5 protein-coding genes are annotated in these 7,222 nt (G+C 43.1%); 3 read left to right on the forward strand and 2 right to left on the reverse strand.

Annotated features, from left to right (window positions below; genetic code table 11):
- The first annotated feature begins 22 nt into the window (after window positions 1-22).
- On the forward strand, window positions 23-2,038 hold the full coding sequence (locus L1077_RS24595; RefSeq protein WP_237139445.1) for a TonB-dependent receptor domain-containing protein: 2,016 nt from the start codon (window positions 23-25) through the stop codon (window positions 2,036-2,038).
- Window positions 2,039-2,108: 70 nt separating this feature from the next.
- Here the strand turns inward: L1077_RS24595 and L1077_RS24600 are convergent, their stop codons facing one another.
- A complete protein-coding gene (locus L1077_RS24600) occupies window positions 2,109-4,049 on the reverse strand; it encodes a RecQ family ATP-dependent DNA helicase (RefSeq protein WP_237139446.1) in 1,941 nt (646 codons plus the stop codon).
- A gap of 288 nt (window positions 4,050-4,337) precedes the next feature.
- Between L1077_RS24600 and L1077_RS24605 the strand changes: the two genes are divergently transcribed.
- Both L1077_RS24605 and L1077_RS24610 read left to right on the forward strand, forming a co-directional pair.
- Window positions 4,338-4,763 carry a GNAT family N-acetyltransferase gene (locus L1077_RS24605; RefSeq protein ID WP_063360482.1) on the forward strand — a complete coding sequence of 142 codons (426 nt, stop codon included), beginning with the start codon at window positions 4,338-4,340 and terminating at the stop codon, window positions 4,761-4,763.
- A 102-nt stretch (window positions 4,764-4,865) separates the two neighbouring features.
- The gene (locus L1077_RS24610) at window positions 4,866-5,501 is read left to right on the forward strand and encodes a hypothetical protein (RefSeq protein ID WP_237139447.1); all 636 of its coding nucleotides are present in this window, start codon (window positions 4,866-4,868) and stop codon (window positions 5,499-5,501) included.
- A 63-nt stretch (window positions 5,502-5,564) separates the two neighbouring features.
- Here L1077_RS24610 and L1077_RS24615 read toward each other — a convergent pair whose 3' ends face one another.
- Window positions 5,565-7,136: a hypothetical protein gene (locus L1077_RS24615; protein ID WP_237139448.1), complete on the reverse strand. Its 1,572-nt coding sequence runs from the start codon at window positions 7,134-7,136 to the stop codon at window positions 5,565-5,567.
- Between the last annotated feature and the right edge of the window lie 86 nt (window positions 7,137-7,222).

A 7,222-nucleotide genomic window follows, 5' to 3' on the forward strand; every position in this document is an offset into this window, starting at 1 on the left:
TTTAAGATAAAGGAACACACCAATGCAGTTTGGTTTTTCTCGCACATCTATCGCCCTTGCTGTCGCTGCAGCAACATTCGCGTCTCCCGCTACTTTGGCAGACAATCAACAGCAAAAGATTGAAATCATCGAAGTTCATGGAAAAGTCTCTGACGCCGATATGATCATTGACCAAACTGATCTAACCCAGTTACAAGCCAACGACTTATCTGACATTTTTAGATCTTTACCACAAGTGTCTGTGGGTGGCTCAAACCCAGTCGCACAGAAAATTTACGTGCGCGGCCTTGAAGACACCATGCTTAATGTCAGTATTGATGGCGCATTACAAGCAGGCTACTTATTCCACCACCAAGGTCGTTTATCTATTGAGCCTGAGCTTTTGAAGCAAGTTGATGTTGTTGCTGGTGCTGGTGATGCAACTTCGGGGTCAGGTGCACTTGGTGGCGCACTGAGATTTAAAACCAAAAGTGCTTCAGACTTACTTGCCCCAGATGAACAGTTTGGCGCGTTGTTCAAGCTTGGCTATTACGGCAATAGCGAGGGCTTTAAAGCAAGCTCGACACTATATGGCCGTGTAACTGATGACATTGATGCACTTGTGTCACTTATCAAACGCGACACTGAAAACATGGAAGACGGTAATGGCGACGAGATCCCTTACTCACAATCAGAGCAAGAAGTCGGGTTTGCAAAAATCAGTGGTGACTTGACCAGTACACAATCGTTTAGCTTAAGCCATGATGTCCGCCATGATGATGGCACGCGTTTACTTCGTGCTCACTGGCACCCAAGCCGTAAGAACTTTGCATTACCACAAGAAAGTGAGCGTACTACAAGTACATTAAACTACCTCTATGCGCCACAAGATGACCTCATTGATATCGCTTTTTCTGCATATCAAACGAAGAACTCTATCACGCATGCTCATCCTGAAGGTGAAAATAGAGCCGGTGTTGTTGTCCAAAATACCTATTTTGCAGAGTATGACTCACAAGGGTTTGATCTAAAAAATACGGCACTATTTGAAACACACAAAATTGTTGCAGGCTTCGACTACAGAAGTGATGAGGCAATTTTGGAAGATGTCGGTTCTAACTATGAGCTATCAGGGGTAGAAGAAGGCAAAGTACTGGGTTTATATATCCAAGATTACTTCCAAGTGACGGATCAATTCCAGATAAGTACTGGTGTAAGATACGACAAATATGAACTAACAGACGATAACGGGTTTGATTTTGACTCAAGCGGCTTTAGTCCTAACCTGAACTTAACTTATGAGATAACGCCTGAATTATCAGTAAACACTGGGTATGCTAAGGCTGTTCGTGGCCAAAAAGTAAAAGAGTTGTTTGTACTTGGCTACTATGACAACGATGAAAACCTACGTAAAGAAGTGGCTGAAAACATCGAAGTGGGCTTCAAATATCTGGGTGACAACCTTGTTGTCCAAGCTGATGTCTTTATGTCGACCATTGATGATGCTGTGTCTACTGCTAAAAACATTGAAAGCCAACCTGCAAACTTCCTAAGCAATGTCGGTGATTTAGAAAACAGAGGCATAAACATCAATGCGCGTTACAGCTTTGACCGTGTATCTGTGTCTTTAGCGTTCAACAGCAGCCGCCCAGAATGGAAAACGCACGTTAATCCGGCACTTGCTGGCTCCGCGATTTCGGATCAAGATTGGTCAATCGGCACGTCTGTCGGTGATACACTGACACTCGGTGCAGATTACTCACTGACAGATTCTCTTGAGTTGGCTTGGCAAGCTCGCTTAGTTCAGAGATTGGATGATTCAGGTACTTATGTTTGGGATAACACAGAGCTGCCTGAAAAGGTAGGTTACGGTGTACATGATTTAAAAGCGACTTGGTACATCACAAACGACGAAAATGTGAAGCTAGATATCGCCATTAAGAACATCTTTGATAAGTTCTACTACGACCACGCAACTTACGCAGCCATCGGCCCAATTGACACCGGTGTTGCAGAGCCTGGCCGTGATATTCGTGCCACCATAACATGGCAACTATAATAAAATTCTAGTCAGCTGAACAAAGAGGCCCACAAGGCCTCTTTTTTCGTGCTAGGCGATTGTAACCAAACTAGACTAGTCCAAGCTGAGAAAGCTTGCTCTCAACCTGCTTATATCTCAAAGCACTGCAACTACCAAAACCAGACCTCTGTCTAAACTTATTGGCTGTAGACATCGGCGTTGTCATGCCAGTTAAAAAACGCACCAGTACTGGGGCTGTCGCTTCAATGCCAGCTTGGTTGAGATAGTTTTTTAACCCATTGATGTCATCTCTTAATTGCTGATCATCTGGGAAAAGCGGCTCTTGACTAAATTGCAGTTGCGCAGAGCTACCTCGGCACACGCTACAGTGCCCGCAGCTTTGCGGCACTTGCTGATCGTCAAAGTATCTGGCGAGGTTATTAGACAAACAGTTTTGCAACTCAAAAAAGCGCAGCATGGCTGCAATGCGCTTTACTTCCCCAAGCTCCTTATCAGAAAAATAATCACTCAATTTGTTAGCGAGCTCAGGGGCGTTCAAAGCAGTTTCATCCACTTGGTAGACTTGCATCATACGCTTAGATTCAAGCAAGATCATGCCCTGCTCATGCAAATAATCCAGTGCTGCAACCACGCGGCCGCGCTCTAGTCCTTGATTGACCAAAGCGGCCATATCAACTGTTCCCCACACTTTTTTAAAGTCGGTATTTGAAACTATCTGCTGAATAAACGCTTGGCGATTTGCGTCAAAGGAGTTCAGCACTTTGTTTTCTGTGTGTAGCCATTTAAAACGAAAATCAGCATAAAATGCATATTTTGCTTCGAGCACACCAAACAACTCCAGTTGAACGAGCGCCGTTTTTAGCGCAAGCAGGCGAATGTTTGTCGCCTTAGACACTCTCAGCTCTTGCATTTCCCAAAGCCCTTGAGACATTGACGTGCGAATTTCATTAAGTAGTGATTCAATATTGCCAAGCTCAGGCGTGTCTGCATACACAAAGTTCTCAAGGGTTGAAACCCCGTCTAAATTTGCCAGTGTGATACATTTTGACGGCTGCCCGTCTCGCCCAGCACGACCAATTTCTTGGCTGTAGTTTTCAATAGACTTAGGTAAATCATAATGAATAACAAAGCGAATATCTGATTTATCAATCCCCATACCAAACGCGATAGTGGCCACGATGATACGCTTTTCATTGTGCATAAATTGCTGTTGGATCTGCTGCCTTGCGTCATCTTTTAACCCTGCATGGTAGGCAACTGCGTCTTGCCCTGCTGCTTGTAGCTGTTTTGCGACTTCTTCTGCCGTTTGCTGCAACGTAACATAAATAATACCGCTGTCCTGTGTCTGGCTTAAAAACGATAAAATCGTCGGTAGCTTCTCACTCTCGGTGCAGGCCTGAATACTCAAATCTAAATTGGCGCGATAAAACCCGGTTTGCACAATATGCTGCTCATCAATGGAGAATCGATGTGCCATATCTCGCTTTACTTTTTTTGTTGCGGTTGCCGTTAATAGCAGGACCAAAGGAATATTTAGCTCATTGCGAATTTGCGGTAACTTCAAATAATCGGGTCTAAAGTTATGACCCCACTCTGAAATACAGTGCGCCTCATCGACCACCAGCATAGAAATGGGCACTTGCTTGATAAAGCCCCGAAAGCGCTCATTTTTAAAACGCTCAACAGACACCATCAAAATTTTGATGTGGCCATCTCTCACACCTTGCATCACACTTTGTGATTGCTCATAAGTTTGCGTCGAGTCTAAACTTGCAGCAGGGATCCCCTTTTTATTTAAAAACTCAATTTGATCTTGCATCAAAGCAAGCAGTGGAGAAACCACTAACGTGAGATTGGGCAAATGTAATGCAGTTAGCTGATAGCACAGGGATTTTCCAGAGCCCGTTGGAAATATCGCCAAGCTAGACTGGCCACCAATTAATTGCTCAATGGTTTGTGCTTGGCCTGCCCTAAAAGCACTAAATCCAAAATACTGTTCTAGCGTCTGATGTATATCTGCTTGATGCATAAAGTGTCTCGTTGTGATGTGTGAGCATAAGCGTTGGCCATCTTATTTAACCAAACAGCAGAGCAAATGCTAATTCACGCCCATGATAATTATGTACTTTATGATACCAGCTATTTGGGCACCTTTGCTTCACATATGATGAGTTTCATTTATTTTGTACTAGGTGCAGACAATAAGTGCTATTTGTCGCTTTCTATTTGAACAACACTGCCCCAATCGCTTATTCTTTTGTGCGCAAAACATCCAAACACGTATTATCGAAGTCCATGTTTTTATAAGGAGTATTTAATGGCACATGTGCGCCAAGCGACCATCACTGACGCTAATGAGATTAATGAACTCTCACGCTTTTTAGGCTACTCAAATACGACCTCTGACGAAGCTCAGCAGCGGCTGGAATATTTACTTGAATCAACCAATGATGATGTCTGGGTATGTGAGGTAAATGGACACATTGCTGGCTGGCTTCACGGGTTTAAAGCGCACCGACTAGCCTCTAATATGTTTTATGAAATAGGCGGTTTAGTCGTTGACCCAAAAATCAGGAAACAAGGGGTGGGTAAATTGCTTGTTGAGCAAGCTTATCAATATGCTCAACAACTTAATGTGGAGCTTAGAGTTAGGTGTAACAACAAGCGTGTTGAAACACATGAATTTTATAACAGACTTGGCTTTACCCAAGCAAAACAGCAGAGTGTATTTAGCAAGCGTTAATACCTTGTTTGACCTAATAAATGTTCGTGTAATGCAATGAAAGATACATTTTTATCAATGCACATTAAACTGACGGTATGAAAAGCACAGGGAGCCAATGAAATGTCTTTGCCAAATCAACAATCTCGATGCCAATCAACCACAAGTAAATTAAGAAAACTTGCGGTATTTTCCAGCTTTTTACTGCTTTTTGGCTGTAATACGACCAGTTTAACGAGCGAGTCAAGCGCGCTTGAAACTGCAAATAATGACTGCATTGGCAAGGTAGAGCAGCATACAGGGCTTGTGCCCCTGCCAGATGAAAGGCTTCCGTCAGGTGTGGTTATGCCGCAGCAGCAAGGTGGCTTATGCAAGGGGCTGGTATTCGTCACTACCCAAGAGATCACCATATGGCGTGCATGGAATAGTGAGTACAGTGGTTCAAAACTTGGAAAGTGGTGGACCTTCGACAAACCTCGAGGCTCTATCTCTCAATATCGACGAGACAATGTGATCTGCCCGAGCTACTCCCCTTTAGATATGCTCGTCAGTTGTAAAATAAAAGTCGGCACGCGGGTCATCGTGGGCCCCGGGCAGAGTGCAAAATGCAGTGATTACTTTAGCTACCCTGCATCAAAAACAAACCAGATATATTTAGCGGATGCCGAAAATACAACATTAGTTTGTCAATCTTATGATGGCCGATTTTCTTGGCGAGAAGCGCCGCAAAAAGTAGTCAAATCCGCTGAGTCACTTTAGTTGACTCAACTAACAGAGCACAATCACTCTTAAATTCACTTGTGCTCTGTTTGCTAAAAATGACTATCGACTAAGATAGCCGATACGGTTTAGCTCATCCGCTTTATGGCGCAACGGATCTTGTATTTTACAAATTCCATTTGCGCTAGCTATAAATGCGAGCAGTGCTTCATGCTCCATATGTTCAGTTACACTCAGGCAATCGTATGCAAGTAATTTAGATTTTAACCGCTGTGGACCAAGTAAATCATCTCCTGTAGATGCCGCTATTTTTTCTTGCTCATGTATCGCGTATGACGTTGCTACTGGCGTTGTCCATGACGAGGAGTAGTGATTCCAATCTACGACATAGCTCATTCCTATTGTATTTGGTGACATTTTTGGCGTGCTATTGGTCACTTGTTCGCCTCCCCCAACCAATGGGGTGTACCCAAGGTTAATGAACAAATCAATACTACGACTACCATTAAAATACGCTTGATGATCAACAAAAACTTTTTCCCAACCAGATTGACCGTAAGGTGCTAAATCTGTGTCTTTGTCTTTTGTAGAGTAATATGAAACTCGAATACGATTGGGGTAATCAATTAAATCTAAAGCGTCACCGCTTTGCTCAGCAAACTCATTCCCAGCATGAAAGGCTAATGTATTAGATGCATCAAATAGCGCATCATACACAGGCTTAATCGCCATATAGAATTGACTTCGCTGCTCTGCATTTAGTGCGTCTTGGCAACCATGTTGATGCAGAGCTTGCTCCACTGATTCTAAAGTAAACCCACCCGAATAGTTAATAAACTCGACCCCATACTGTTCAATAATCTCAGCGGTTAGTGAACGAGCAGCACTCTTCATATTGGCAGAAAAAGTAGCAAGGTCGTTATTACAAAGCGCGTCTTTATAATTTAAAAAAGGCGTGAACGTGGACGTGTCTATAACCACAAATTCTGCTTGAGGATTGTGCTGTGCCAAGTAACCAAATACCTGCACACCGTGAGAGTATATAGCTTGATTTGTTTCTCTGTCATATCTATCTTGCGGTACAACAGCTCGGTACTTGTTTGATAATTCAGTTAACCAAGCCGCAGGCACAAAGGTAGGCTGTGGCTGTGTAAATCGCTCATCTGTAATACTAAAACGGTTAACCTCTCCTAACAACTTAACGCCAAGCTTTGAAGTGTGAATATATGGATCGTCTATTACAAAGGAGTTTGACTGTGGGTTATATTTATAGGTGGATTTAACTCTTGAGCGGTATCTCAACACAGAGTGGAAATCCATCCCATAATCTAAGACAAGAATAGTTTGAGTCTGTTTAGTACGTGATTGTTCAAATTGACCATCGCTAAAACTAACACGCTGCACATCACACATTTCGTGCGCTTGAGCTTGCTCAGTACAATCAATTTGTTGCTCTTCAATCCAACGAACTGAATCGAGCACATATTGCTTGCTTTGCGTTTCAATTAATTCCAACAACTCCAACGGCTCTAAATCACTTGGCGGAGTTGGGGCGGGTCTTGTCGGCGTGGGTTCTGTCGATCTCGGATCAGGTGTTGTATCACTGCCACCACCGCACCCAGAAACAATGATGGATACCGCTCCAACAAAGAATAAACTTCTTATATTAAACACTGTGCTCTCCTTATATGTCATATTTCTATGTTGCTTGATGTTATAAATACAACACGTTGAAATGTCGTAAATGACTATATCACCAC

It is taken from the genome of Pseudoalteromonas luteoviolacea (genome assembly GCF_021654285.1).
In the GTDB taxonomy this organism is placed as follows: domain Bacteria; phylum Pseudomonadota; class Gammaproteobacteria; order Enterobacterales; family Alteromonadaceae; genus Pseudoalteromonas; species Pseudoalteromonas luteoviolacea_J.

Bases quoted from the DNA above. Each gene is read 5' to 3' on its own strand.
- L1077_RS24600 (WP_237139446.1), bottom strand. From the start codon at position 4,049: ATGCATCAAGCAGATATACATCAGACGCTAGAACAGTATTTTGGATTT.
- L1077_RS24610 (WP_237139447.1), top strand. From the start codon at position 4,866: ATGTCTTTGCCAAATCAACAATCTCGATGCCAATCAACCACAAGTAAA.
- L1077_RS24605 (WP_063360482.1), top strand. From the start codon at position 4,338: ATGGCACATGTGCGCCAAGCGACCATCACTGACGCTAATGAGATTAAT.
- L1077_RS24595 (WP_237139445.1), top strand. From the start codon at position 23: ATGCAGTTTGGTTTTTCTCGCACATCTATCGCCCTTGCTGTCGCTGCA.